The 267-nt window shown below is 50.6% G+C and carries 1 protein-coding gene; it reads left to right on the top strand.

Annotated elements, in window-relative coordinates; all coding sequences use genetic code 11:
• A partial coding sequence (locus tag SB679_RS24625) for a hypothetical protein (protein WP_410704910.1) occupies positions 1 to 267 on the top strand: 267 nt, incomplete at both ends.

Below are 267 nucleotides of genomic sequence, written 5' to 3'. Positions count from 1 at the left end.
CATTGGACTCGCTAAATTCCACCGATCGTGCAAAGCTGATGTATGCAAGCCACAATTTGGGCCCAGGTGACGTTGCATCCTTCGTTAACGAAGCCATTACTGAGTCGCATGCCAAGAAGCTGCTGATTGCCCAAGTGGGTAATGCGCGGGCAGCCACCTTAGCTCAATCATATGAAGCTAGTTACGTGTCAGCACATCGGCACTGGTTGAACGACTTCATTGAACAGAAAATTATACCGAGGGCGTTTGCATGTGATCCGTCGCCCG

This window comes from Chryseobacterium sp. SIMBA_029 (assembly GCF_046535275.1).
Lineage (GTDB): Bacteria > Bacteroidota > Bacteroidia > Flavobacteriales > Weeksellaceae > Chryseobacterium.
Note: the sequence above shows the minus strand (reverse complement) of the source record. Positions and strands in the feature narration are given on the sequence as shown.